The 22,791-nt window shown below is 70.3% G+C and carries 24 protein-coding genes and 1 riboswitch; of the genes, 10 read left to right on the forward strand and 14 right to left on the reverse strand.

The features are described 5' to 3' along the window. Positions 1 to 13: 13 nt before the first annotated feature. The 3 genes from L1280_RS01415 to L1280_RS01425 form a co-directional block, all read right to left on the reverse strand. Positions 14 to 1,285, reverse strand: coding sequence for a glycosyltransferase family 2 protein (locus tag L1280_RS01415; RefSeq protein WP_253580229.1), 1,272 nt, complete (start codon positions 1,283 to 1,285; stop codon positions 14 to 16). A 104-nt stretch (positions 1,286 to 1,389) separates the two neighbouring features. Continuing rightward, a complete protein-coding gene (locus L1280_RS01420; protein ID WP_253580230.1) occupies positions 1,390 to 2,406 on the reverse strand; it encodes an alpha/beta fold hydrolase family protein in 1,017 nt (338 codons plus the stop codon). Next, positions 2,399 to 3,727, reverse strand: coding sequence for an O-acetylhomoserine aminocarboxypropyltransferase/cysteine synthase family protein (locus L1280_RS01425; RefSeq protein WP_253580231.1), 1,329 nt, complete (start codon positions 3,725 to 3,727; stop codon positions 2,399 to 2,401). The genes L1280_RS01420 and L1280_RS01425 overlap by 8 nt, the downstream gene beginning before the upstream one ends. A gap of 110 nt (positions 3,728 to 3,837) precedes the next feature. Then, a riboswitch (SAM riboswitch) is annotated at positions 3,838 to 3,965 on the reverse strand. Between the two features lie 175 nt (positions 3,966 to 4,140). Here L1280_RS01425 and L1280_RS01430 point away from each other — a divergent pair. Beyond that, positions 4,141 to 6,207: a hypothetical protein gene (locus tag L1280_RS01430; RefSeq protein WP_253580232.1), complete on the forward strand. Its 2,067-nt coding sequence runs from the start codon at positions 4,141 to 4,143 to the stop codon at positions 6,205 to 6,207. 115 nt (positions 6,208 to 6,322) lie between these two features. Next, positions 6,323 to 6,907, forward strand: coding sequence for a hypothetical protein (locus L1280_RS01435; RefSeq protein ID WP_253580233.1), 585 nt, complete (start codon positions 6,323 to 6,325; stop codon positions 6,905 to 6,907). Between the two features lie 61 nt (positions 6,908 to 6,968). On the opposite strand, the gene L1280_RS01440 is transcribed toward L1280_RS01435, so the two are convergent. The 3 genes from L1280_RS01440 to L1280_RS01450 all read right to left on the reverse strand — a co-directional run bounded on the left by L1280_RS01440 (position 6,969) and on the right by L1280_RS01450 (position 9,265). Further along, positions 6,969 to 7,355 carry a Fur family transcriptional regulator gene (locus tag L1280_RS01440; protein WP_253580234.1) on the reverse strand — a complete coding sequence of 129 codons (387 nt, stop codon included), beginning with the start codon at positions 7,353 to 7,355 and terminating at the stop codon, positions 6,969 to 6,971. A gap of 84 nt (positions 7,356 to 7,439) precedes the next feature. Further along, positions 7,440 to 8,147, reverse strand: coding sequence for a hypothetical protein (locus tag L1280_RS01445; protein WP_253580235.1), 708 nt, complete (start codon positions 8,145 to 8,147; stop codon positions 7,440 to 7,442). Continuing rightward, the gene (locus tag L1280_RS01450; RefSeq protein ID WP_253580236.1) at positions 8,147 to 9,265 is read right to left on the reverse strand and encodes a phage holin family protein; all 1,119 of its coding nucleotides are present in this window, start codon (positions 9,263 to 9,265) and stop codon (positions 8,147 to 8,149) included. Before L1280_RS01450 ends, L1280_RS01445 begins: the two co-directional genes overlap by 1 nt. Before the next feature lie 50 nt (positions 9,266 to 9,315). On the opposite strand from L1280_RS01450, the gene L1280_RS01455 reads away from it, so the two are divergent. The 3 genes from L1280_RS01455 to crtI all read left to right on the forward strand — a co-directional run bounded on the left by L1280_RS01455 (position 9,316) and on the right by crtI (position 12,817). Further along, positions 9,316 to 10,002, forward strand: a complete 687-nt coding sequence (locus L1280_RS01455; protein ID WP_253580237.1) for a class I SAM-dependent methyltransferase — start codon at positions 9,316 to 9,318, stop codon at positions 10,000 to 10,002. A gap of 105 nt (positions 10,003 to 10,107) precedes the next feature. Continuing rightward, positions 10,108 to 11,004, forward strand: coding sequence for a phytoene/squalene synthase family protein (locus L1280_RS01460; protein ID WP_371922875.1), 897 nt, complete (start codon positions 10,108 to 10,110; stop codon positions 11,002 to 11,004). 79 nt (positions 11,005 to 11,083) lie between these two features. Next, a complete protein-coding gene (crtI, locus tag L1280_RS01465; protein ID WP_253580239.1) occupies positions 11,084 to 12,817 on the forward strand; it encodes a phytoene desaturase family protein in 1,734 nt (577 codons plus the stop codon). A 58-nt stretch (positions 12,818 to 12,875) separates the two neighbouring features. On the opposite strand, the gene L1280_RS01470 is transcribed toward crtI, so the two are convergent. Together L1280_RS01470 and L1280_RS01475 are read right to left on the reverse strand one after the other, a co-directional pair. Further along, positions 12,876 to 13,706, reverse strand: coding sequence for a M12 family metallopeptidase (locus tag L1280_RS01470; protein WP_253580240.1), 831 nt, complete (start codon positions 13,704 to 13,706; stop codon positions 12,876 to 12,878). Positions 13,707 to 13,764: 58 nt separating this feature from the next. Next, the gene (locus L1280_RS01475) at positions 13,765 to 14,601 is read right to left on the reverse strand and encodes an alpha/beta hydrolase (RefSeq protein WP_253580241.1); all 837 of its coding nucleotides are present in this window, start codon (positions 14,599 to 14,601) and stop codon (positions 13,765 to 13,767) included. A gap of 60 nt (positions 14,602 to 14,661) precedes the next feature. Between L1280_RS01475 and L1280_RS01480 the strand changes: the two genes are divergently transcribed. From L1280_RS01480 to L1280_RS01490, 3 genes are all read left to right on the forward strand, one after another. Further along, positions 14,662 to 15,099 carry an OsmC family protein gene (locus L1280_RS01480; RefSeq protein ID WP_253580242.1) on the forward strand — a complete coding sequence of 146 codons (438 nt, stop codon included), beginning with the start codon at positions 14,662 to 14,664 and terminating at the stop codon, positions 15,097 to 15,099. A gap of 92 nt (positions 15,100 to 15,191) precedes the next feature. Continuing rightward, the gene (locus L1280_RS01485; protein ID WP_253580243.1) at positions 15,192 to 15,749 is read left to right on the forward strand and encodes an AAA family ATPase; all 558 of its coding nucleotides are present in this window, start codon (positions 15,192 to 15,194) and stop codon (positions 15,747 to 15,749) included. After that, on the forward strand, positions 15,746 to 16,303 hold the full coding sequence (locus L1280_RS01490; RefSeq protein ID WP_253580244.1) for an AAA family ATPase: 558 nt from the start codon (positions 15,746 to 15,748) through the stop codon (positions 16,301 to 16,303). The genes L1280_RS01485 and L1280_RS01490 overlap by 4 nt, the downstream gene beginning before the upstream one ends. Before the next feature lie 3 nt (positions 16,304 to 16,306). Here L1280_RS01490 and L1280_RS01495 read toward each other — a convergent pair whose 3' ends face one another. Further along, positions 16,307 to 16,513 (reverse strand): hypothetical protein, encoded by a 207-nt coding sequence (locus L1280_RS01495; protein WP_253580245.1) that lies wholly within the window; start codon positions 16,511 to 16,513, stop codon positions 16,307 to 16,309. Further along, positions 16,510 to 16,854 carry a helix-turn-helix domain-containing protein gene (locus tag L1280_RS01500; RefSeq protein ID WP_253580246.1) on the reverse strand — a complete coding sequence of 115 codons (345 nt, stop codon included), beginning with the start codon at positions 16,852 to 16,854 and terminating at the stop codon, positions 16,510 to 16,512. Before L1280_RS01500 ends, L1280_RS01495 begins: the two co-directional genes overlap by 4 nt. Before the next feature lie 88 nt (positions 16,855 to 16,942). Between L1280_RS01500 and L1280_RS01505 the strand changes: the two genes are divergently transcribed. Then, positions 16,943 to 17,563 (forward strand): nitroreductase family protein, encoded by a 621-nt coding sequence (locus L1280_RS01505; RefSeq protein WP_253580247.1) that lies wholly within the window; start codon positions 16,943 to 16,945, stop codon positions 17,561 to 17,563. Positions 17,564 to 17,748: 185 nt separating this feature from the next. Beyond that, entirely contained in the window at positions 17,749 to 18,336 is a 588-nt protein-coding gene (locus tag L1280_RS01510; RefSeq protein WP_253580248.1) for an HNH endonuclease, read from the forward strand. On the opposite strand, the gene L1280_RS01515 is transcribed toward L1280_RS01510, so the two are convergent. The 4 genes from L1280_RS01515 to L1280_RS01530 all read right to left on the reverse strand — a co-directional run bounded on the left by L1280_RS01515 (position 18,333) and on the right by L1280_RS01530 (position 22,765). Further along, positions 18,333 to 19,952 (reverse strand): ATP-binding cassette domain-containing protein, encoded by a 1,620-nt coding sequence (locus L1280_RS01515; protein WP_253580249.1) that lies wholly within the window; start codon positions 19,950 to 19,952, stop codon positions 18,333 to 18,335. The two genes, L1280_RS01510 and L1280_RS01515, sit on opposite strands and share 4 nt — an antisense overlap. 207 nt (positions 19,953 to 20,159) lie before the next feature. Beyond that, positions 20,160 to 20,969, reverse strand: coding sequence for a metal ABC transporter permease (locus tag L1280_RS01520; protein ID WP_253580250.1), 810 nt, complete (start codon positions 20,967 to 20,969; stop codon positions 20,160 to 20,162). Between the two features lie 43 nt (positions 20,970 to 21,012). Then, a complete protein-coding gene (locus L1280_RS01525) occupies positions 21,013 to 21,735 on the reverse strand; it encodes a metal ABC transporter ATP-binding protein (protein WP_253580251.1) in 723 nt (240 codons plus the stop codon). Between the two features lie 115 nt (positions 21,736 to 21,850). After that, entirely contained in the window at positions 21,851 to 22,765 is a 915-nt protein-coding gene (locus L1280_RS01530) for a metal ABC transporter solute-binding protein, Zn/Mn family (protein WP_253580252.1), read from the reverse strand. Positions 22,766 to 22,791: the final 26 nt, after the last annotated feature.

Genomic DNA, 22,791 nt, shown 5'->3' on the forward strand with positions numbered 1-22,791 from the left:
AGGGGGCCAGCCCTCACGCCTCCGCGTGCCGCGCCGTCTTGACCCAACCGTGCTCGCCGCGCAGAAAGTTCCGGAACGCCAGGGGCACGCTCATCATCATGATGAAGGTATAGACGGGAAGCCCGGCGGCGGCAAAGGCGGCCTGCCGCAGCCCCAGCCGGTTCTCGCGGCTGTACAGGAAGACCCAGGCCAGCGGCAGGATCAGGCCGGGCAGGGTCAGCGCCGCCGTGAGCGCCCAGTTCACCTCGCCCGTCAGCAGGCGGCCCAGGGCGCGGGCCGGGTAGTAGACCAGCAGTCCCAGCGTCAGCAGGTTGAGCCACGGCTGCGCCAGGAAATAGGTCAGGTCCAGCCGTGCCCCCAGCGGCATCGGCGTGCGCCAGATGCGGGGCAGGTTCGGAAAGCATTGCAGGTTGCCGTGCGTCCACCGCGCCCGCTGCCGCACGAAGCGGCGCACGTCGGTCAGGCCCTGCTGGGTCACCCCCGATTCCAGAAAGACGAGGCGGTGCCGCGGGCTGGCGAGCCGCACCTCCAGCCCGCTGGCGAAGTCCTCCAGCAGCACCGGGGGCCAGGGGTCCTGTCCAGCCGCGAGCCGATCTGCCAGGTACGACACCCGCATGAATTGCCCGTTGCCGCCCAGGCCCACCGTCTCCACCCGCTGGCGCAGCAGTTGGATGTGCCGCACGATGTAGAACTCCAGGTCCTGCTGCAGCAGGAGGAGCCGCCCCAACAGCCCGCGCCACCCCCGCGCCCCCACCGCACTCTGGCGCACCCGGATGCGGGCCTGCGCTGCCATCACGTCGGGGTCCGCGAAGACCCGCGCGGCCTCGTCCAGCAAGCCTTGGTCCAGCCGTCCGTCCGCGTCGAAGACGACGAGCACCTGCTCGCCCAGCGGGCCATCCGGCAGCAGACCCCGGCGCAGGAGCTGGGCGACCCCCCAGTTCAGGGCCTCGCCCTTGCCTGTCCGCGCTTGCGGCAGAGCGCGGCGCAGCAGCAGCACGCCGGGATCAGCCTGCCCCACAGCTTCGACCTCCGCCGCCGTGCCGTCGTCACTCCCGTCGTCGATCACGACCAGTCGCGCGTCGGGAGCTGCCGCCCGCAGGTTTCGCAGGGTCGCCCCGATCACCGCCGCCTCGTTGAGCGCCGGAATCACGAACGTGAAGCGCAGGGCGGCCCGGCGGGGCGGGGGCTGCCGGGGCTGCGCGACCAGCGCACACAGCGAGTAGGCCAGGTACATCGACAGCAGCACCAGCCCGATCGCCTCGATCACTTGGAAGGCCGTGGTCATGGCTTCCCGACGCTAACGGGCGGCGCAATGAGCTGCCACCCTCTCCCCGGCTTCTGAGAGAACGCTTGAGTAACGCTGAAGCCAATGGGGGAGGCTGTGGGGGGTCAGGCCAGTGTCCCCAAGAACGCGCCGACCCATTCTGGCAACTCTCCGGGGTCCATCAGGAAAGCGTCGTGGCCGTGCGGACTCTCCAGTTCGCGGTATTGCCCGCGCGGCAGCGTCTCGGCGTGAGTCCGCACCTCGGTGGGCGGATACAGGAGGTCGCTGGAAATTCCGACCACCAGCACCGGCACCCGGATGGACCGCACCTCCGTGTCCGACGGCTGGAACCGGTCCATCGCCCCCGTCAGCGCGAGGTAGGAGCGTTCGTCGAAGCGGGCGGCCAGTTTCTCGCCCTGATGCTCCAGATAGGTGGTGATGTCGGCGGTACCGGGGTGGCGGGTGCCCCAGCCGGGCTGGGTGCGGGCGAAACTCGCGGGGCTGCGGTAGCTCAGGGTGGCGACCATTCGCGCCACCCTCAGCCCTTCGCCGCCGGGAGCCGCGCGAATGGCCGCCCGCGCCGCCGTGTTCAGGCCCACCGCCCACGGCGAGTGGCGGGCGGGCGCCCCGATGATGACGGCCCGCTCCACCAGATCGGGGCACTCCATCAGCCACGCGTAGGCCAGCATCCCGCCCATGCTCGCGCCCACCAGCGAGACCCGCCTCACGCCGAGGTGCTCCAGCAGCGCCCGCCCGACCCGCGCCAGGTCCCGCAGGGTGAGGGGCGGGTCCTCGCCCCCCACGCGCGGCAGCTCGGCCGGGCCGGTCGTTCCCGCGCAGCCTCCCAGCACGTTCGCGCACACGATGAAGTCCCGCGTGGGGTCCAGCGGGCGCCCCGGTCCCAGAAAGTCCGGCCACCACTCATGCACCGCGCTCGTGCCCGTCAGCGCGTGCAGCACGAGGACGGCGTGCTCGGAGGGCGTGCCGTAGGTGTGGTACGCGACCCGAACGTCGTGGGCGGCCTGCCCGCAGTCCAGCAGGAGTGGCGCGTTCCGAAAGAGGAGGGCAGTTTGAGCTTGTACCTCCTCCCGTGTAAGAGGCGGCGGGCCATGCTGGGGGGCCGCGCCACCGCCGTCACACATCCACCAGCGCGGCGGCCAGTGCCTGCGCAAAGTCCTCCTGAATGTCCCCGAGATGCTCGGTCCCCACCGACACCCGCACCAGCCCCGGCGTCACGCCCGCCGCCGTCTGGGTGATCTCGTCGAGCTGCGAGTGCGTCGTGCTGGCCGGGTGAATCACCAGCGTGCGCGTGTCGCCCACGTTCGCCACATGCTGCGCCAGCCGCACCGAGCGGATGAAGGCCTCGCCCGCCTCCCGGCCTCCCCGCAGCTCGAAGGTCAGCACCGCCCCCGCCCCACGCGGCAGGTACGCCTGCGCCCGGTCGTAATGTGGGTGGTTGGACAGGCCGGGGTAGGTCACCCGCGCCACGTCCGGGTGGGCACTCAGCCACGAGGCCAGCGCGAGCGCGTTGTGCGCGTGCCGCTCGGCGCGGAGCGACAGCGTCTCCACCCCTTGCAGGAACTGCCACGCCTGCTGCGGGGCCAGGGTCGGCCCCAGGTCACGCAGCCCCTCGGTGCGGGCGCGGGTGATAAAGGCGACGTTGGGTAGCCCCAGCGCGTTGCCCGTGCCGAACGTCTCCCAGAAGTTCAGCCCGTGGTAGCTGGGGCTGGGCTCGGTCAAGAGGGGGTAGCGCCCGTTGCCCCAGTCGAAGCTCCCCCCATCCACGATAATTCCGCCGATGCCGTTGCCGTGCCCGCCGATCCACTTGCTTGCCGAGTGCAGCACCACGTCCGCCCCGTGCCGGAGGGGCTGGCAGTAGTACCCACCCGCCCCGAAAGTGTTGTCCACGAAGACCGCGACGCCCTTCGCGTGCGCTGCCGCCGCGATCCCCTCGAAGTCGGGCACGTTCAGCGCCGGGTTGCCGATGGTCTCCAGATACACGGCCCGCGTGCGGTCGTCGATCAGAGCGGCGAACTCCTCCGGGCGCTCCTCCTTGCTGGTGAAGCGCACCTCGATGCCCAGCCGCCGCAGGGTCACCCGGAACTGGTTGACGGTGCCGCCGTACAGGTTGGGCGTGGAGACGATGTTGTCTCCGGCCTGCGCGACGTTGGTGATCGCCAGAAACTGCGCGGCGTGTCCGCTCGCCACCGCCAGGGCGCCCACGCCGCCCTCCAGCGCCGCCACACGCTCCTCCAGCACGGCGGTCGTGGGGTTCTGAATCCGGCTGTAGATGTTGCCGAACGAGCGCAGCCCGAACAGATCGGCGGCGTGCCCCGGCGACTCGAACACGTAGGAGTTGGTCGCGTAGATGGGCACGGCCTGTGCCCCGGTCGCGGGGTCGGGACGCTGCCCGGCGTGGACTTGCAGGGTGTCGAAGTGGAGCGGCTTGGGAGTAGACGCCATGACGGCCTCCTCACAGAGAAGAGAAGCGGGAAACTGTGGGGAGCCGCGCCAAAGGCAAGGCCCCCTCTCGGGCAATCGAGAAGGGGCGGGGATTTCATCCGCGTGACCTTCCCTGATCGGTCCCACGCGGGCGGTCATCGTCGACCGCTGGAGGTGGGCTGGCCTTGGCACCGTGACGTGATGGGGTCCGGTTGCCGCGCCGTCGACGAGCCAGGTCTCTCGGGCGCTCTGGATAGGGGTCGCTCCACGCGGGAGCTGTTCAGGACGGTAACAGGCAAAGGCGGGTGGGGTCAACGCGGTTGTCCAGACCAGGCACCCTCCCCAACTGGGTGCATGGCCTCTCCAAAAGCCGCTAGACTTCTCATGGCAACACCCGAGTTCACTCATGGTCCAGCCAGGACCCCAGGAGGCCTATGACCCTTCGCGCCACTGCCCTCTTCCTGCTCAGCGCCTCGCTGCTCGCCTCCTGCACCACCCGGACCCAACCGGCGCCGGGCACCGATACCGAGTTCGGCCGCCTGAGCACCCTCAAGCCCGGCGAACAGGACAGCATCCGCACCCGCCTGAAGGTCAACGTGGTCTTCGTGGGCTACCGGGAAGCCCTGCCCGGTCAGGTCCAGACGGCCCAGAACGTGAACACGCGCGATTTCCGCGACACCCTGCCGAAGTCTTACGAGACGATCGCCCGCATCCCCAGCGCCTATGGCAACACTGAGTACACCGGCAACGTCTTCGACTACGACTACAACTACGTCTTTGCCGACCAGAAGTTTGAGGACGACTTCTTCGGGTACCTGTCGCAGAACGCCACCGAGAAGCCGCTCACGGTCTATCAGAAGTACTTCAACTGTCAGTTCGTGACCGAAACGGACGAGGAGACGGGCGAGGAATATCAGGTGCCCACCGACAAGTGCGAGGCTCCCTCGCCCCTGATCAACCGTCCGGTGGAGAAGAACTTCGAGATCGACGCTCTGGCGACCGAGAACTGGCTGGCCGACAACGTCTCGCGCGTCGGCGTGAAGCCCGGCGAATACACGATCTATCTGGTGAACTGGTACAGCCGCCCGGACTTCAAGTTCCACTCCTACACCCGCGCGGACGCTGCGGACACCGACACCGGGACCCGCTTCGGCGCCCGCGCCAGCCGACGCCTGATCGCCTGGGGCGGCAGCGTGCGCCAGGGCGCGGCCCCGCAGCGCGTGTGGTTCTACGACCTGTCGGCCAACCCCGACCCCTGGACCGACGCCTGGGACGTGACGAACTTCGACTCGACCGGGGACGGCGAGCCCGACTACCGCATGCCGCCCATCTGGGAGTACGGCACCCGCAAGGCGAGCGTCGCCTACGGCCGGAAGGTCAGTGTGGACCTTGCGCGGGTGGTCCGCTACACCGCGCTGAACCTGCTCTTTACCCCCAGCCCGATCTACCGGGTGGCCCTGACGCCGCCCCGGATGCCCGAGGAGATCGAACTCGACGTGCGGGTCGAACAGGGCGAGGGTGCCCGCGACCCCGGCACGCTGCTCAACCGCGCCCTGCTTCAGAGCCGCGTGTCGGTCCTGCAGCCCTTTGCCAAGTTCAGCACCAATGTCCGGCAGACGGCGCTCGACGGCGACCTCGCCGACGTGTACAACTGCTTTTTCCCGGTCGAAGCGGAAGACATCTGCTCGCCCGACTTCGCGGACTTCTCCGGTGAGGAACTGTTCCAGTTCGGGGTGCGCGAGCTGCGCGAGAGCTACAGGGCGGCCGGGGACAAGTACCTGCTGCCGATCTATGCCTTCAACGACGCCAGCGACAGCCAGGGCGGGCTGCTGGGCATTGCCTACGACGACGGTCAGACCGGCACCCAGAGCTTCGTGTATTCCTTCCTGACGCCCAGCCTGATCAACCCCGGCGGGTACGGCTTTACCGACACCACCGTGCACGAGGTCGGGCACCACCTCAGCCTGTCGCACCCGCACGACGGCTACGACAGCGAGGAGGACCTCTCCTACGGCTCCAGCGGATTTTTCCGCTTCGTGGATTCGGGCGACCAGAGTGCGACGATCATGTCCTACAACGACCTGTCGCGCACCTTCGGGCAGTTCAACCTCGACGCGCAGTACCGCTACCTGACGGCCGCGTACCTCAACAACACCAACGCGATTCTGGAAATCGCCCGCCGCGCCGGGAAGGTCCAGGGCGTGCAGGGCGCGGCCCGCAGCGCCGACGCCCTGTTCGCGCAGGCCGAGCGCGAGTACACCGCGATGAACTATTTCAGGGCCGCCGAGTTGGGCCACCAGGGCTACCGCGCGGTGCTGGACGCCGCCACCACGGCGGGCGTGCAGGTGCAGGCCTACAAGTGGTACGAGAACCTGACCGGCCTGTCGACCCAGACCGTGAAGGCGCAGCCCCGCATCAGCAAGGATCATCTGCCCAAGAAGGGCGCGTGGATCATGCCCGAGGAAACCCCCGAGCAGCGTGCCCGCCGCCTGGCGGAGTAAAGGCACACGCCAGAGGGTGGAGAGGAGGCCGGGACGCGGGAAGTCCTGGCCCCCTCTCTTTTCGCCTCCAGCCTGACATCAGCCCCCCATTACCCGCCGGGGCTAGGCTGAATCCATGACCCGGCTCGTCCTGATCGGTTTGACCCTGGCTGCCCTCGGCGGGGGGTTCGGGTCGGCGACCTCCCCGTCTGCGGGCAGGGCGGCGCCACCCCGCAGCGAGGTTCCCATGAGTGTTCAGACCCCCCAGCGGGTGCAGGCGGCCCTGCCCACCCTCCGGCTGCTGCGCACGGTGCGGGTGCTGGCCGACCTCGTGGCCCACGGCACGCTGACCCTGGACGACCCGGCCCGCGCCGCGCTGCGGACCGAAGCCCAGGCGTTGGCCACCGCCCCCTCCCTGGGAGCCTCGGCAGCGGGCCAGGGTCGGGAGGGCCTCCTCGCCGCGCTCACGGAAGGCCAGCGCACCCAGCTCGCGCGGGCTGAGGCCGACCTCGCCCGCCGGGCCGAACTGCTGGCGGCCCGTGCCCGCTTCGCCGCGCCGGATGGCCCGGTCAACCGCACCGCGATGCTCTACAGCTTTCAGGTGCCTGGGGGCCTCGCAACGGTTCAGGCCCTCTTGGCTCAGCCCGTCCTCAATCCCTACCGCACGCCGGGACCCAACGCGGCGGTGCTCGAGCGCCTGCGCATGTCCGTGACTCCTTGACCTTTCCCGAACCAGCGGCCCGGCGCGTTCTTCTCGGTCCGGGCCGCTCGCATGCCCGGCCTCATTCGGCCTGGGCGCACGCCGGGCACCGTCCGTAGAGCGTCACCTCGTGCGCCTCCACGATGAAGCCGCCGGGGTAGACCGTGCCGCTGGGCAGGGCGACCGGGCAGGTGTGCAGGGTAAAGACCCGGCCACAGTGGGTGCAGGCAAAGTGGTGGTGGTGGCCGCGCCCGGCCCGCTCGTAGCGCGTCTCGCCGTCGAGCGTGACCGGGTGGATGCGGCCCTGCTCGGTGAGCAGCTTGAGGGTGCGGTAGACGGTGGCGACGCCCAGCCCCGGCAGGTCCGTCTGTGCCCGCTCCAGCACGTCCCCCACCGCAAGGGGGCCTTCCGCGTCGTCCATCACGCGGGCGATCACGTCGCGCTGGCGGGTGCTGCGGGTCGCCGTCATGGGGGGCAGGCTAGCAGACGCGGCCGGGCCGCATGACGGAGCAGCCCACCTTCGCGGGTGGGCTGCTGGATGACAACAGGCGACTCAGCGCAGGTTGGGATTGACCTTCTCGTCGGGGGCGATGGGCGTGCCCTGGGCCTTGGCCTCCACCGTGCTTCTGGGCGTGGGCAGCACGCCGACGTGCGAGGGCGCGGTGGCGGCCGACACGCTGGGCGAGCCGGTCGCCACCGCCTGATCAAGGCTTTGCTCGCCGTAAGTGGGCTTGCCCGACGTGCTTGCCGTCCCCGCAGGCTCGGGGCGCTTGAGGAAGCTGGCCGCCCCGCCGGAAGAGGCCGCGGGGGCCACCACGCTGGGGCGGGCGTTGGCCTTCGCGGCCTGCCCACCGCTCCCCTTGCCCGGCTCCTGTCCGGCCTTCTCCATCAGGCCGCCCGCAATTTCCTCGAGCTTGGGCGTCAGCACGCGTTCGTTCAGCGCCTTGAAGGCCAGGGTCGTCAGGGTGGCGACGAGGGCGCCGCCGACACCTTTGCCGCCCTGCTGCTTGTGCTGGGCCTTGATCAAGGCCTTCTGGTGCTTGGCGGGACTGGTGGCGTCCACGTAGATCTTCTTGCTGCGCCGGAACTGCCGCCCCACCGCGATCCCCACGAGTGCCCCGACCGCCGAGGCGCCGCCCAGCATCTTGAGGGGGTCTTTCTGCATCTGCACCTGGAGGCTGGCCTGCTCGGTCAGGGCGTCCACGCTGGCCCTCAGGCGGGCGCGGGCCTCATCACGTTCGCTGCGGGAGTAGGCGTCCATTACTGGTCCTCCTTGCGCATGTCGTCCCGGAAGGTAGGCTCGGTGCTGACCGGGATCCCCGGCGCGTCCTTGAGCACCACGGGGTGCTGGATGTTGGGATCGTGCTTGGTGTGCCCACCGTGGCCGCCCGCTCCGGCGTCGTGGGTCTCGCTGCCGTCGAGCTTCTTGTTCAGGCCGCTGCCGTAAACCTGAGGCTCGCCCGTCTCGGTGGCCTCGTACACGGGGAGGCGCACTTCCCCGGCGTCGGTGCCGCGCAGCGCCACGCCGTCCGAGACGCCTTCTTGCCGGGTGAGGGTGGTCTTGATGCCCGAGCCCTGGTCACTGGCGTTCACGCCGACGCCCCCCGCCGTGAAGCCGGAAGTGCTGACGCCGGGACGCACGGTGCCGCGCTCCACGTCCGCGCCCATCGCCACCGACGCGGCGCTCGCTCGGGTCCCGGTGTGGGCCGGGCCGAGGCTGTCAATGTTCGCGGCGGTGTCGGGCGAGGTGCGGGTGTGCGGCGCCGAGTTGCCCGTGGGCGCCCCGGTGACCTGACCCATCAGGTGCGACCCCCGGCTGGCGCTGACGCTGCCCTCGCCCGTCCGGGTTCCGGCCACGACCGGGGTGGCGATGACGGTACCAGTGTCCACGGTGCGGGTGCCCGTTCCGGCGACGTGGGCCGCCGTCTGCGCCCCTGTGGGTGCGGGGTACTGGACCTCGCGCAGCTTGCCGCTCTGCTCGGCCTGATACTCGGCCTCCAGCCGCTCGTCCTCGGTCATGGGGCGGCCAGGGTCGGAGCGGTCGCCGCCCTCGCGCGGCACCTCGGCGCTGAGCTTGCGCAGGCCCATCACCACGAGCACGCCCATCACGACGAAGCTCAGCAGCGCGATGATCAGTGCGGCAGCCCAGGCCCCCAGGCCCAGACGCATCAGGCCGTAGAAGAGGGCCAGAATCAGGAACACCAGGCCCAGAATCAGCGGCCCGGTGGCGCCCAGCAGCAGCACGACCCCCAGACCCTTGGCCTTGGCGACCTGCCCGACCTGATGGGCGATTCCCCGCACTTCGGTCTTGGCGAGGGCCACCGCGGCGTCGAACACGTCGACCAGGGCACTCCCCATGCTCTTGCGTTGCTCTTGCATACATCCTCCAGGAACTCAACCTGCCGCGGCAGGCCAATGTGACCAGCATAATGAACCTCGTGCCCGCGCCGCGCCACACCAAAGAAACCCTGAACCCGGCCGCAGGCGCCGAGCGCCCCCTGACCCTGGCCCAGCGCAGCAACCTCCTGGCCCCCACCGCCTGGGGCTACCCCGCGTGGCGGGCGCGGTCCCTGACATGGTTGACCGGCCAGCCCTTTCCCTTGGAGCGCGAGGCCGCCCTGTTCCGGACGCTGTGCCGCCCCCGTTCCGGCGAGTGCTGGCTCGACGCGGGCACCAGCACGGGGTTCTATGCGGAGGTGCTCGCGCAGTCTGGGTGCGAGGTCGTGGCCGCCGACCTCAGCGCCCCGATGCTCGCGGCGGCGCGGCGGTGGGTGCGGGAACACGGAGTGGACTGGCTGCTGACCAACCTGGAGGCAAGCGGACTGCCGGACGCCAGCTTCGACGGAATCACCGTGGGCGCCACCCTGAACGAGACCCGCGACCCCGCCCGCTTCCTGGCCGAGCTGGAGCGTGTGCTGCGGCCCGGCGGCACCTTGTGGCTGATGTACCTCGGCCGCACCGGGGGGCCGCTGCAAGGGTGGCTGTCGGCCCCGGCGCTCGGCGGCCTGACCTTTCCCGACCCGGCCTGGGTCGCGCGGCAGCTTCCGGGCTGCACGCGGGTGGACGGGCTGCGGCTGGGGGCCGCCGTCTTCGAGCGCTACCGGCGCGGGCAATGAGGGCGTGACCGTGAAAGCTTCGTGGTGCTTAGGCGCGGGGAAATCTGTAAGAAACCGTCACGTTCCGGCCCCCGGCGGCCCCTACACTCGCCTGGAGAGGAGCCGATTGTGACCCAACGCCCCCCAGCCCCGCCCCCGGCGGCCGTGGCCCATTGCCGGGACGTGACGCGGCACCACAGCAAGACCTTCTATCTGGGGTCGCGCTTTTTCGGACCCGAGGAGCGGGCGGCGGTGTGGGCGGTGTACGCCGCCTGCCGCACCGGGGACGACGTGGTGGACGAGCGCCGGGGCGAGGCCGCCGAGCGGGGTCTGGCTGACTGGTGGGCACGGGTACAGGCGGCCTTCGCGGGCGAGCAGGGCGAGGACCCCGGCGACGTGGCCCTGGCCTGGGCCGCCGCCCGCTGGCCGATTCCCCTCTCGGCTTTCGAGGAGTTGCACCAGGGCCTCCAGATGGATCTGCGCGGTTTCGAATATCACACGCTGGACGATCTGCTGCTGTACTGCCGCCGGGTCGCGGGTGTGGTGGGCTTCATGATCGCGCCCATCAGCGGGTATCGGGGCGGCGAGCGCACCCTGCACGCCGCGCTGCGGCTGGGGCAGGCGATGCAGCTCACCAACATCCTGCGCGACGTGGGCGAGGACCTCGAGCGGGGGCGCGTGTACCTGCCCGCCGCCCTGATGCGCGAGTTCGGCGTCTCCCGCGCCACGCTGGAAGCCGGGCAGGTGACCCCCGAGTACCGCGCCCTGATGCGCTGGCTCTCCGGCCTCGCCCGCGAGATGTACGCCGAGGGCCGCGCCGGGATTCCCTGCCTGAACGGCTCGGCCCGGCTCGCGGTGCAGGTGGCCGCCCATTCCTACGAGGGCATCCTCGACGACCTCGCCCGCGCCGAGTACGACAACTTCCGCCGCCGGGCGTATGTCAGCGGCCCCCGCAAGCTGCTGCTGCTGCCCCGCGCGTGGTGGGAACTGCGGGGGAGCGCGGAGCTGGGCTTCGGGCCGTAGGGCGCCCGCCCCCAATCCACTCTCCCGATCATTGCCCCACGGCCTCTGACCCCCGCGCCAGGGCCGGACAAGGACCCCCATGCCTGATCCCCACACCCCCCTAAACCCCGCCAAGACCCGCAAAACCGCCCTCATCATCGGCTCCGGCTTCGGGGGCCTGAGCCTGGGCATCCGGCTGCAAAGCCTGGGCTTCGATACCACCATTCTGGAGCGCATGGACGGTCCGGGTGGCCGCGCCTATCAGAAGCGCACCGAAGGCGGTTACGTCTTCGATATGGGGCCGACCGTGATCACGGTGCCGCACTTTCTGGAGGAACTGTTCGCGCTGGAGCGGGACGGCGGGCAACTCGGGCGGCCCGACTACCCCGAGCACGTCCTGACCGGCGAGCGCGTGCGGGAGGGCGAGAGCGGCGGCCCCCGTACGCGCGAGTACGTGCGGCTGGTCCCGATTCTGCCCTTCTACCGCATCATCTTCGACGACGGCACCCACTTCGACTACGACGGCGACCCCGACTCGACCCGCCGCCAGATCGCGGCACTCGCCCCCGAGGACCTGGAAGGCTACGAACGCTTTCACGCCGACGCGCAGGCCATCTTCCAGCGCGGCTTTCTGGAACTGGGCTACACCCACTTCGGGGACGTGCCCACCATGCTGCGGGTGGTGCCCGACCTGATGCGGCTGGACGCGGTGCGCAGCCTCTTTTCCTTTACCTCCAAGTACTTCCAGAACCCCAAGCTGCGGCAGGTCTTCTCCTTCGAGACTCTCTTGATCGGCGGCAATCCCCTCTCGGTGCCCGCGATCTACGCGATGATCCATTTCGTCGAGAAGACCTGGGGCATCCACTACGCGATGGGGGGGACGGGGGCGCTGGTGCGGGCCTTCGTGCGGAAGTTTGAGGAACTCGGCGGCCGCATCGAGTACGGGCGCGGGGTGGAGGAAATTCTGGTCAGTGATGACCGGGGCCGCCCGGTGCGGGCGCCGCTGGGGGCGCGGGTGGCGCGGGGCGTGCGGCTGGAGGGTGGCGAGGAACGGCACGCGGACATCGTGGTGAGCAACGGCGACTGGGCGAACACCTACCTCAAGCGGCTCCCGCGCCGCGCCCGCCTGGTCAACAGCGATCCCCGCGTGAAGGCCGCCCGCCAGAGCATGAGCCTCGTGGTGATCTACTTCGGCTTCCGCGACGACGGCCGCCCCCTCGACCTGCGCCACCACAACATCATCCTGGGGCCGCGCTACGAGGAATTGCTGGCCGAGATTTTCGGCGGCAAGCCCCTCCCGGACGACTTCAGCCAGTATCTCCACATCCCCACCCTGACCGATCCCAGCCTGGCTCCCGAGGGCCACCACGCCGCCTACACGCTGATTCCGGTGCCCCACCAGGGCGCGGGCCTGGACTGGGCGGCCGAGGGGCCGAAGCTGGTGGACCGGGTGCTCGCCTTCCTGGAGGAGCGCGGCCACATCCCGGACTTGCGCTCGCGCCTGACCCACTGCGAGTTCGTGACGCCGGACTATTTCGCAGGCACGCTGGACTCGTACCTGGGCAACGCCTTCGGGCCGGAGCCGCAGCTCGTGCAGAGTGCCTATTTCCGCCCGCACAACCGCTCGGAGGACATCCGCAACCTGTACCTCGTCGGGGCCGGGGTGCAGCCCGGCGCGGGGACCCCCAGCGTGATGATGTCGGCCAAGATGACCGCCCGATTGATCGCCAAGGACTTCGGCATTCACCCCGACATCCGGGACGGCGGCGGTCAGCGCGAGCCGGAGCCCGTGGGGGAGAGGGCAGAGCGCCCGCTGGCCGAAGTCATGCCCTGAGGCCCAGCCAATAAAAAGAGCCTGACCTCACCGGGCCAGGCTCTCTAATTTCGTTCGCTCAGCGTGGGTACAGCGCGTTGATGGTGCCCACGTCGGTGGAGCTGTAGCCGTTGCGCTGGCCCATCCGGTTCAGGTCCACGCTGCTGCTCAGGGGCTTGATCGCCAGCTTGCCGTCGAAGTAGGCGGGGTAGTGCATGATCGAGTCGAAGTCGTAGGCGCCGTAGCCCCGGCTGCCCGAGCGAATCTCGTACTGGCTCTGCCAGTCGGCGGGGATGTTCTGCCACTGGATCGCGACGTACTGGTCACGGTCGGGGCGGGTCTGCTCGTGGAAGAGGCCCATCGCGTGCCCGAACTCGTGCATGATCGTGCCCACGGTGCAGCGGTCGGCCAGCGTGAGCGTTTGTGCCCCGCCCACCATGCCGAGGCTGCTCGCGCAGCTCGTGCCGGTGTTGTACGTGATCTGCACGTAGTTGGTCTGGGTGGTGCGTGGGGTGACCACCACGTTCGTCGTCGCGCGAATGTTGGCGGCGGCCTGCGTCACCCGGTCGCGGACGGCCTGCGGCACGTTGCTCGCAAAGGCGTAGGGAATGGTGCGGCCGCTCCAGCGGTAGCGCGTGTCCACCACGTAGGTCCCCTGGGGCGACAGCTTGCTCACGTCGTCCGCGAGCAGGATGTCGTCTTCGAGCAGCAGCATCCCGCCCCGCACGAAGCCCGTCACCGTCTGGCGGCTGCCGTCCTCCATGATCAGCGTGGCCTGCCGCGTCTGGGGCCGCTCACCCGCGAGGCTCCCGCCCGGCGTGGTCAGGACTTGCGGGGTCCCCTGCGGCGCTCCTGAGCAGGCGGCGAGAACGGCGGACAGCAGGGCCAGCGGCAGCAGGGTTTTGGGCATGGAGGGAGGCTACGCGGCCAGGTGTGATGAGGCCATGTGAGCGGCGCGTGAAGCAAGCTCAGGCTGTCCGTTCCCGCAGCCACCCCAGAATCCACGCCAGCGCCTCGTCGCGGCCCTCGTCGTTGAGAAGTTCGTGATGCCCACCCTCGACGAGGTGCAGGGTTTTGTCCTCGGCGGGGATCGCCTCCACGAAGCGCTGGGTCCCGCGCACGTCGGTGATGCGGTCAGCGGCGCCGTGCAGGACCAGCGTGGGCAGGCGCCAGCGGTCGTAGTGCGCCCACAGCTCTCCGCTGAGGCGCAGCATGGAGGCGGCTGTGAGCGCGGGCACCTTGCCCTGGTAGACCTGCGGGTCGGCGCGGTAGGCCTCGACCTCCTCCGCCACGCGAGAGAGGCCCGCGCTGTCGAGCACCGTCGTGGCGGCATGGGGCGCGATGCGGGCGAGCAGCGGCGCGGCGGCCTTGAGCCAGCGCGGTTCGTCCTCCCCGATCAGCAGGGCCGGGCTGGAGAGAATCACGCCACTCAGCCCCCGTGGGTCGCGGGCCACGCTCGCCGCCGTGATCAGGCCGCCCAGCGAGTGCCCGAAGGCGTAGACCGGGAGCGGCTGGCCCCGCAGCGTCTCCCGCGCGAGCAGGTGGTCTTCCACCAGCGTCCGGGCGTCCACGACCGCCCGCCGCCCTGGTGAGGCGCCGTGCCCGCGCAGGTCATAGGCGTAGACCGAAAAGCCCGCCTCCCCCAAGCGCGGAATCAGGCGGTTGTAGCGCTCCACGTAGCGCCCGGCGTACTCGCCCAGCCCGTGGGTGAGCAGGACGGCGGCGCGGGGCGCAGCGGCGGGCCAGTGGTAACCCGCGACGGGAGCGCCCGTCTCCCAGGACTGCAGCGTGGTCAGGGTGGTCATGCCGCAGTCTAAAGGCTGCCTCAAGTGCGCCCCCGCCCGGCCGGGCGCACACTGCCGGGTATGGCAGATATCGCACGCAAGGCCAGCGCCCACTGGACGGGCGACCTCCGGGGCGGCAGCGGCACCGTGAGCACTGAGTCCGGCACCCTGCAGGGCGCCCAATATTCCTTTAAAACCCGCTTCGAGCAGGGCGTGGGCACCAATCCCGAAGAACTCCTGGCCGCCGCGCACGCGGGCTGCTTCACCATGCAGCTCTCGGCCCTGCTCTCGGGCCATGGGCACACGGTTGAAGATTTGCGGACCGACGCCACCTGCGAGATGGTCAAGGACGGCCCCGGCTTCAAGATCAGCACCATGCGCCTCGTCGTGCGCGGCAAGGTCACGGGAAGCGACCCGGCCGACTTCGAGCAGCATGTGCAGCAGGCCGCCCAGATGTGCCCCCTGAGCCGCATCATGACCGGCAACGTGGAGATCGTGCACGAGGCGGTGCTGGAGTAGCGCTCGGCCGCCCCTGACGCCCCTGCCCCAGCGGTGGGGGCGTCGCCGTTTGGCGCATGTGGGCAGTGGGCCAGGCCGCTAGGCTGGCGGGCATGGCCTTTCTGTATCTCCTCGTCGGGCCGCCGGGCAGCGGGAAACGCACGGTGGGCACGCACCTCTCGCGGCTGACCGGGGCGCCGCTGCTGGACAACCACCTCACCAACGACCCCGTCTTTCACGCTTTCGGGCTGGACGGCGTGCGGCCCGTGCCCCCGGAGGCGTGGCCCTTCGCCTCGCGGGTGCGGGCGGTGGTGCGCGAGGCGGTAGCGGCCTCCCCGCGTGAGCTCTCGCACATCTTCACGATCTATCTGGCCGACCAGCCCGGCGAGGCCGAGTCGCTGGAGCGGTTCCGGGCGCTGGCGGCGGGGCGGGGGGCGACCTTCGTGCCGGTGTGGCTGACCTGCCCGGTGGACGAACTCGCCCGCCGCGCGGCCCTGCCCGAGCGCAGCGTGGGCCGTCTCAAGCTGCGCGACCCGGAGGGGGTGCGCCAGGTGGTGACGGACAAGGGACTGCTCCCGCCCCCCGCCGACGCCCTGGTACTGGATACGTCCACCCTCAGCGCCGAGGACGCCGCGCGGCGCATCATGGCTTTCGCGGGGGCGGGTGCGTGACGCCCTTCGTCTTCCACCTCGCGGGACCGCCGGGGAGCGGCAAGAAGACGGTGGGCGAGCACCTGGCGCGGCTGACGGGCGCCGTGCTGCTGGACAATCACCTCTTCCGCGACGTGGTGTATCGGCCTTACGGCGCGGACGGGGTGCGGCCGATCCCGACCAAGCTTCAGGAGTTAGGGTCGCAGGTCTGGAACCTCGGTTTGCAGGCCGCCCGCCTCGCTCCCCGCGAGGTGAGCCAGATTTTCACGGCGTACCATCCCGACCGCGAGAGCAGCCGGGCCTCGGCCGAGCGCATCCGCGCCGTGGCCGTGGACCGGGATGCCGTCTACGTGCCGGTGTGGCTGGAGTGCGACGTGGATGAACTCGCCCGCCGGATGGCCCTGCCGGAGCGGCGTGAGCGGGCGAAGCTGCGCGACCCCGTGGCCCTCCGCGAGAACCTGGCCGCCTTGGGCAGCCTGCCTCCTCCACCCGGTGCCATCGTCCTCGACACGGCACAACTGACCCCGGCAGATGCAGCTCTGCTGATCGCCGCCCATGCCGGGGCACTTTTTTGAAGGTCAGTCCAGCTTGAACCGGACGGGGTCGGTGTCCTCCCGCACGGTCTGCTCGTCCGGCTCCACTTCAGGTCGGCCGAACATGCCCCCGGCGGCGAGCGATTCGCCGAATGCGTCCCCGTAGCGGCGGTCGCGCTGCACGGGCCGGATAAAGCAGGACAGGACGATCAGGCCGACCGGCAGCACGACGAAGATCAGAAAGGCGGTCACGCGGGGGCAGCCACGTCGGCGGCGCCGAGGTGCTGCCGCGCCCAGCCGTCGATGGCGTCGATGACGCTTTGCAGCTCGCGTCCGGCGGGGGTCAGGGTGTAGACGCTGCGGGCGAGTTTGCCCGGCGAGTCCTCGGTGCGCTTGGCGATGAGCTGGAGGTTTTCCAGATGCTCCAGCCGCTGCGTGAGGGTGGCGCTGTTGCAGCCGCCCACCGCCCGCGCGAGTTCATTGAACCCCTTCTCGCCGCCCAGCAGCGCCCGGACGATGTGCAGCACCCACTTTTCCTGCAACACGCCGATGGCCCGGTAGACCGGGCAGAAGCCTGGGTGTGCGGTGCTCATGCCCCAACTGTACACGTTCCCGCCACCCGAATCAGGGCGAATCTCACACCGCTTGACTTTTCAAAGCGGTTGACAATATGATTTCGGCATGACCGCGACCCTGACCCGTCCCCAAACCGTGACCGAGGCCATCGAGAGCCGCCGCAGCATCCGCAAGTTCGTGCCCGAGCCCATGGACCAGAACGACCTGCGCGAGATCCTGCGCCTCGCCAGCCTCGCGCCCAGCGCCTGGAATGCCCAGACGTGGCGCTTTGCCGTCGTGCAGGACCCGCAGCTCAAGGAGCAGCTCCGCGAGGCCGCCTACGGCCAGGCCCAGGTGACGAACGCGCCCGCCGTGATCGTGGTCTACAGCGACATGGAAGACACCCTGGCGACGGTCGAGGACACCGCGCACCCCGGCATGGGCGAAGCGGGCCGCACCGGGCAGCGCCAGACGTTCGACGGCGTGTTCGGCGCCCAGGACGTGGCCCAGCGCGGTCAGTGGGGCCTGTCGCAGGCGAACATCGCCTTCGGCTTCCTGATGCTGGCCGCCCGTGGCCTGGGCTACGACACCGTGCCCATGCTGGGCTTCCAGCCCGACAAGGTCAAGGAACTCCTGGGCCTGCCCGAGCACGTGCAGTTCGCCGGGATGCTGCCCATCGGCAAGCGGGCCGAGGAAGGCTTTCCCCACCACCGCCACCCGGTCGAGCGCATCACCAAGTTCTACTGAGCCGAGTGCTTCAGGCCGCTCCCTCCGGGGAGCGGTTTTTTTGGTTGGAGGTGGTCTCCCGACCTGGTAGCGTGGCCCCCGTGCCCGCCCGCGTGATGAGTCATACGGAGATGTGCCTGCGAGAGGGAATCTCCCTCCAACGCGGCATGAACTTTCGTGTGCGCGGTGGGCACAGCGTTTTGCTGATGTCCGTGCAGCCGGGGGCGCCTTACCGCGACCAGCTCAGCGAAGACGGCACCGTGCTGCGCTACGAGGGCCACGACGCGCCGGTCAACCGGACGGGTGGCCTCGACCCCAAGACGGTGGACCAGCCCCTGCGGACGCCGGGCGGCAAACTGACTCAGAATGGCCTCTTCTTCGAGGCGGCTCTGGCGGCCGAGCGTGGGGAGGCAGTGCCCGAACGGGTCCGCGTCTACGAGAAGCTGCGCCCCGGCATCTGGACCTACAACGGCGTCTTCCACCTCACCGGCGCCGCGCAGGAGCACGACGGCACCCGGTACGTCTTCGTCTTTCGCCTGGAGGCGGTGCAGGGCGAGGAGGACGATGCTGGGCCCGTTCCCGCCCACCCCGAGCGCCGCCGATTGATTCCCGGCTGGGTCAAGCTGGCCGTCTGGCAGCGGGACGGCGGCCGGTGCGTCGAGTGCGGGGCGACCGACGATCTGCAGTTCGACCATGTTCTGCCCTGGTCGCGCGGCGGCACCAGCCTGACGCCCGAGAACGTGCAACTGCTGTGTGCCCGCCACAACCGCGAGAAAAGTGACCGCATCGGCTAGACCGTCACGAGCGGCTCCTCGCGCACCCCGCCCCCTCCCACCTCCCACACCCGCGTCGCCACCCGGCCCACCAGCGCCCGGTCGTGGCTGGCGAGCAGCACTGTGCCCGGAAAGGCGAGCAGCAGGGCCTCCAGCGCCTCGATCGCCCGCACGTCGAGGTGGTTGGTGGGTTCGTCCAGCACCAGCACCTGCGCCCGCGTCACGTTCAGCCGGGCGAGGCTGAGCCGGGTGCGCTGCCCGCCGGACAGCCCCGCGACCGGAAAGGACGGGCCACCGGGCAGGCCCACTTGTGCCGCGACCGCGTGAAGCTGGTGGGCAGTCAGGGCCGAGTTTGCCGCGAGGAGCGCGTCCCCGACGGTCTCCAGGCCCGAAAGTTCCTCCCCATGTTGCCCCGCCGCGTAGAGGCTCAGCCCCTGGCCCCACCGCACCTCGCCCGCGTGGGGAAGCTGCCCCAGCAGCGCGGCGAGCAGGGTGCTCTTCCCGCCCCCGTTCGGCCCGGTCAGCGCGATGCGGTCGCCCCGGCGCACGTCCAGCCGCACGCCCGAGAGGACTGGCTGCCCGTCTCGGCAGACGGACAGATCACGGACGGTGAGCACCTCGGCGGGGCCGGGGGGCGCGTCGGGGAGGTCGAGGCGCAGGGTGCGGCGGTCCTCGAAAGGCTTCGGGGCGGCGGCCTCGTCCAGCCGGTCGATCTGGCGCTGCATGGCCTGCGCCCGCGCCGAGAAAAGTTTTTGCGCCCGGCCCGCCTTGTGGCTGCTCAGGAACTTGTCGTTGTCCCGCGCCCGGCGGCGGTTTTCCTCCACCGCGCCCTTGCTGGCCTGCCGTCGCCGCTCTTCGTCGAGGGCGGCCCGCTTGCGGCGGTAGGCCTCGTGGTCGCGCTGCTGGGCTTCGCGCAGGGCCGCTTTCAGGGCCATCGCTTCTGTGTACGGGGCGGGGTAGACCGTCAGCCGCCCCCGCTCCAGCTCCGCCGTGCGGTGGGTGACTGCGTCCAGAAAGGCCCGGTCATGGCTGGCGAGCACGAACGCCGCGGGGGAGGCCCGAATCCAGCCTTCCAGCCATGCGGCTCCCTGGGCATCGAGGTGGTTGGTCGGTTCGTCGAGGAGGTAGAGGTCGGCGGGCGAGAGCAGCAGCCGCGCGAGCAGCACGCGCCGGGTCTGGCCGCCGGACAGCTCCGCCGCGTTCGCCCCGGCGTCCAGCCCCAACCCGCCCAGCACGGCCGCCCCCTGCGCCTCGAATCCGTAGCCCCCGGCCACCCGGAACGCCTCTTCGGCTTCCGCAAAGGCGTGGAAGGCGGCGTCGGTGCCCTCGCCCAGCCCGGCCGAGGCGGCCTCGAAGGTGCGCCGGGCCGCCCGCAAGTTCTCCGGTGTCACGGCGTCCAGCACGGTTTCCGTCCCCATCTCCGCGTGCTGGGACAGCAGGACGGCGCGGCCCGTCCGCGTCGCTGTGCCCTCGTCCGGGCGGTCGAGGCCCGCCAACACCCGCAGCAGCGTGCTCTTGCCGCTGCCATTCTCTCCGACCAGGGCCAGCCGCTCTCCGGGCTGCACCTCCAGGTTCACGTCCTGCACCACCACGCGGTCGCCAAAGCTGCGGGCGACCCCTTTCAATTGTCCCAGCACTGTGTTCCCCCTGCGGGCGAGCTGTCCCGGCCACGGCGGGCGGGGACGAGGCTTCAGGTCGCGGTTACAGGGGGAAGTGACGCAAGGTGGGAGGCTCCGTGGAATGGGGGAGGGCCGAACGCCGGGGAACCCGGACCGTTGCCCCGACCCTACCGCACGGTGGCAGCGACTAAGCCACTATACGGAGGGGGCCATCATGCGGAGAAGTTACTCCCCCCGCCGGAACAGCAGGGCCATCACAAAGACCGCCGTATTCACCAGCACGATGGTCGCCCCCGCCGCCGTGTCGAGGGAATAGCTGAGGTACAGCCCGGTGACCCCGCCCAGGATGCCCAGCCCGGCGGCAAGCAGCATCATCTTTTTCAGGCTGCGGGCCAGCAGCCGGGCGGCGGCGCTGGAGGTCACCAGCAGGCTCACGCTGAGGGTGGTGCCCACCAGTTGCACCGTCAGTACGACCACCAGCCCGATCACGACCAGCAGCAGGTGGGTCAGCCCCCCCACCGGCAGCCCGATGGCGCGGGCCTCGGTGGGGTCGAAGGAGGCCAGCAGCAACTCCTTGTGGAAAGCTCCCAGGATCAGTGCCACCAACGCGGTCACGCCCAGCGCACTCCACAGGTCGGCCGGAGTCACCCCGAGCGGATTGCCGATCAAAAAGGTGCTGAGGTCGGTGGCGAAGGTCGGTGCCTTTGACAGCATCACCACGCCCAGCGCGAACATCCCCACGAACACGATGCCGATGGCGCTGTCCTGCTTGAGACCCGACCGCTGACCCACCGCCCCGATCCCCAGCGCCGTGAGCACGGCGGCGACGAGGGCGCCGACCAGCAGGTTGCCCCCGGCCAGCAGCGCCCCCACCAGCCCCGGCAGGACCGCGTGGCTCATCGCGTCGCCGATGTAGCTCAGGCCCCGCAGCACCACCCACGCGCCCACCAGCGCACACAGCACGCTGACGAGGACGACCGCCGCGAGCGCCCGCACGAAAAAGTCGAATTGCAGGGGATCGGTGAGCCACTCCATCAGGCTGCCCCTGTCCGGGAGGGTCGGCGCGGCGCAGTTCCCATCATGCCTCCGCGTGCGTGTGCCCGAGGTGGCTCACGCTGAAGGTCGCTTCGATGTTCTGCGGGGTATACACCTCGTCCGGGGTGCCGTCCGCGATGACCCGGCGGTTGACGAGCACGAGGTGGTCGCACCAGCGCCGCGCCTGATCGAGGTCGTGGGTGACCATCACGACCGCGCGGCCCCGGTCGGCCTGGTGGCGCAGCAGGGCCATCAACCCCTCCTGGGTGGCGGGGTCCACCCCGGTGAGCGGTTCGTCGAGTAGCAGCAGGTGGCCTTCCCGCGCCAGCATCCGCGCGAGCAGCACCCGCTGGCGCTGCCCGCCCGACAAAGCCCCGATGTGGCGGTGCCGCAGGTCGTAGACGCCCGTTTCCTCCAGCGCCGCCGCCACCTTCTGGCGGTCCTTGCCCCCCGGCCAGCGCAGCCAGCCCAGCCGTCCGGTGCGGCCCATCATCGCCACGTCCCAGACCGTGACGGGGAAGGCCCAGTCCAGCGTCTGCTGCTGCGGCACGTAGGACACGCAATTGCGCGGCGTGTGGCCGGGGTCGAAGCGCACGCTGCCCTGGGGGTCGGGAAGCAGCCCCGCCAGTACCTTCAGCAGCGTGCTTTTGCCCGCCCCGTTCGGCCCGATCACGGCGCTGAATTGCCCCGCCTCGAAGCGTACGGAGGCCCCCTCCAGCGCCGTGTGGGTGCCGTAGCGCACGGTCAGGTTCTCCACGCCAAGCATCCGCCGAGCATAGCGCCTGGAACATTGCTATTGCGAGGGCGGAATCAAGAGACCCAGAGGTCGAGGGGTCGAAACGGGTCGAGCCCCACCCCTCGACCCCCCGACTCCTCGACCCCTAGACTCCCTTCAGCGCCCGCACCATCACATCCACGTTGTGCCGGAAGGCCTTCAGAAACGTGTCGCCCGCGCTGCCCTTCCGCCCCAGCGTGTCGGTGTAGAGGGGCGGGGCCACCTTCGCCCCCGTCTCGCGGGCCAGGGTCGCGGCCAGGCGGGTGTTCAGCGCGGCCTCGGTGAAGATCACGCGGGCGCCGCTCTTCTTCACCGACGACACCAGCGCGGCGAGTTCGCGGGCGCTCGGTTCGCGCTCGGTGCCGCCGCCGGGCAGGACCGTGCCCACCACGGTCAGCCCATAGCGCCGGGCGAGGTAGCCCAGGCTGTCGTGGTTGGTCACGGCGCGGCAGCGGGCGGCGGGGACGGTGGCGAACTGCCTTTTCGCGTAGGCGTCGAGGGTTTGCAGTTGCTTCAGGTAGGCCGCCGCATTCTTCGTGTAGGTCGCCTTGCCCGCCGGGTCCAGCCGGGTCAGCGACGCTTGCACGTTCCGCACGTACCCGGCGGCGAGGCCCGCGTCCCACCAGGCATGGGGGTCCAGGGGGCCGTGGTCGTCGTGCCCGTGGTCCTCCCCCGCCGCATGCCCCATCTCACGCAGCTTCAGCCCGCGCGTCAATTCGGTCACGGGCACCTTCGGGGCCGCCGCCTTCAGCTTAGGGAGCCAAGGTTCCAGTCCCGCCCCGTTGATGAACAGGGTACGGCTGCCCGCCAGCCGCCGGATCGCCGCCGTGTTCGGCTGAAAACTGTGCGTGTCGCTCCCGGCTGGAACGATCACGTTCACGCTGACCCGCGAGCCCCCTACCGCCTTCACGAAGTCGCCCACGATGCTGGTCGTCGCGCTGACGGAGAGGGAGGCGGCTTGGGCAGAGGTGGCGACCGAAAGGAGGAGGGTGGACAGTAGCAGGCAGGGGGCGAAACGCATAATGATTTATCTTTATCAAAAAGATG

The sequence above is a fragment of the Deinococcus sp. HSC-46F16 genome (genome assembly GCF_024171495.1).
GTDB lineage: Bacteria > Deinococcota > Deinococci > Deinococcales > Deinococcaceae > Deinococcus.

Bases quoted from the DNA above. Each gene is read 5' to 3' on its own strand.
- L1280_RS01455 (WP_253580237.1), top strand. From the start codon at position 9,316: ATGAACCTCGTGCCCGCGCCGCGCCACACCAAAGAAACCCTGAACCCG.
- L1280_RS01450 (WP_253580236.1), bottom strand. From the start codon at position 9,265: ATGCAAGAGCAACGCAAGAGCATGGGGAGTGCCCTGGTCGACGTGTTC.
- L1280_RS01470 (WP_253580240.1), bottom strand. From the start codon at position 13,706: ATGCCCAAAACCCTGCTGCCGCTGGCCCTGCTGTCCGCCGTTCTCGCC.
- crtI (WP_253580239.1), top strand. From the start codon at position 11,084: ATGCCTGATCCCCACACCCCCCTAAACCCCGCCAAGACCCGCAAAACC.
- L1280_RS01510 (WP_253580248.1), top strand. From the start codon at position 17,749: ATGTCCGTGCAGCCGGGGGCGCCTTACCGCGACCAGCTCAGCGAAGAC.
- L1280_RS01475 (WP_253580241.1), bottom strand. From the start codon at position 14,601: ATGACCACCCTGACCACGCTGCAGTCCTGGGAGACGGGCGCTCCCGTC.
- L1280_RS01525 (WP_253580251.1), bottom strand. From the start codon at position 21,735: ATGCTTGGCGTGGAGAACCTGACCGTGCGCTACGGCACCCACACGGCG.
- L1280_RS01530 (WP_253580252.1), bottom strand. From the start codon at position 22,765: ATGCGTTTCGCCCCCTGCCTGCTACTGTCCACCCTCCTCCTTTCGGTC.
- L1280_RS01425 (WP_253580231.1), bottom strand. From the start codon at position 3,727: ATGGCGTCTACTCCCAAGCCGCTCCACTTCGACACCCTGCAAGTCCAC.
- L1280_RS01420 (WP_253580230.1), bottom strand. From the start codon at position 2,406: ATGTGTGACGGCGGTGGCGCGGCCCCCCAGCATGGCCCGCCGCCTCTT.
- L1280_RS01445 (WP_253580235.1), bottom strand. From the start codon at position 8,147: ATGGACGCCTACTCCCGCAGCGAACGTGATGAGGCCCGCGCCCGCCTG.
- L1280_RS01520 (WP_253580250.1), bottom strand. From the start codon at position 20,969: ATGGAGTGGCTCACCGATCCCCTGCAATTCGACTTTTTCGTGCGGGCG.
- L1280_RS01500 (WP_253580246.1), bottom strand. From the start codon at position 16,854: ATGAGCACCGCACACCCAGGCTTCTGCCCGGTCTACCGGGCCATCGGC.
- L1280_RS01505 (WP_253580247.1), top strand. From the start codon at position 16,943: ATGACCGCGACCCTGACCCGTCCCCAAACCGTGACCGAGGCCATCGAG.
- L1280_RS01435 (WP_253580233.1), top strand. From the start codon at position 6,323: ATGACCCGGCTCGTCCTGATCGGTTTGACCCTGGCTGCCCTCGGCGGG.
- L1280_RS01415 (WP_253580229.1), bottom strand. From the start codon at position 1,285: ATGACCACGGCCTTCCAAGTGATCGAGGCGATCGGGCTGGTGCTGCTG.
- L1280_RS01480 (WP_253580242.1), top strand. From the start codon at position 14,662: ATGGCAGATATCGCACGCAAGGCCAGCGCCCACTGGACGGGCGACCTC.
- L1280_RS01440 (WP_253580234.1), bottom strand. From the start codon at position 7,355: ATGACGGCGACCCGCAGCACCCGCCAGCGCGACGTGATCGCCCGCGTG.
- L1280_RS01430 (WP_253580232.1), top strand. From the start codon at position 4,141: ATGACCCTTCGCGCCACTGCCCTCTTCCTGCTCAGCGCCTCGCTGCTC.
- L1280_RS01485 (WP_253580243.1), top strand. From the start codon at position 15,192: ATGGCCTTTCTGTATCTCCTCGTCGGGCCGCCGGGCAGCGGGAAACGC.